The 707-nt window shown below is 36.2% G+C and carries 1 protein-coding gene; it reads left to right on the top strand.

Annotated elements, in window-relative coordinates; all coding sequences use genetic code 11:
• The coding region (locus tag N5D46_RS14730; RefSeq protein ID WP_280050451.1) for a transposase at window positions 1-529 on the top strand (529 nt) is incomplete at its 5' end.
• Window positions 530-707: the final 178 nt, after the last annotated feature.

Below are 707 nucleotides of genomic sequence, written 5' to 3'. Positions count from 1 at the left end.
AAAATACGTAGCTTTTTTACGCAAAGAAAAGCTTGCTGATACAACTGTCATCCAAAGTTTGTTTGAAAAGCATTGGGTGGTTTATGCCAAACGCCCTTTTGCCGGTCCAAAGCAAGTAATAGAATATTTAGGAAGATACACCCATAAAGTTGCCATCAGTAACCATAGAATTAAAAACGTAACCAATCAAGAAGTTACCATTAGCTATAAAGATTATAGAGATGGAAGTAAAACCAAGCAGCTTACTTTAAAAAACGAAGAGTTTACAAGGCGCTTTAGTCTTCATATTTTACCCAAACGCTTTGTGCGCATACGCCATTACGGCATTTTAAGCAGCAATTGGAAACGCGGGAAATTACAACAATTACAAAAAGAGTTAAACGTTTTAAGGTCAAGTGTAGAACTTAAAACTCAACATCGAAAATGTTATTGTTGTAAAGTTGGAAATCTTGTTACGTTGCACGTTTTTGGGCAGCGAGGTCCACCAAAAGCTTATCTTATTGAAAACACACTTTCTTCTGTGAATTAACTTTTACGGGTAAGGGAACTTGTGCTTCATTGCATCCAAAAATCGCATAAAACAACAGAAAATGCACAAGTACAACCACAAAAAAAGCAGTAATTGTAAAATTACTGCTGGTATATCTTAAAGCTACACTTCGAAAACTCCATAATACATAAAGCTACTCCGGTTCCGTTCAACGGGC

The organism is Empedobacter sp. GD03865 (genome assembly GCF_029840775.1).
GTDB lineage: Bacteria > Bacteroidota > Bacteroidia > Flavobacteriales > Weeksellaceae > Empedobacter > Empedobacter falsenii_B.
This window is presented reverse-complemented; position numbering and strand designations above follow the sequence as displayed.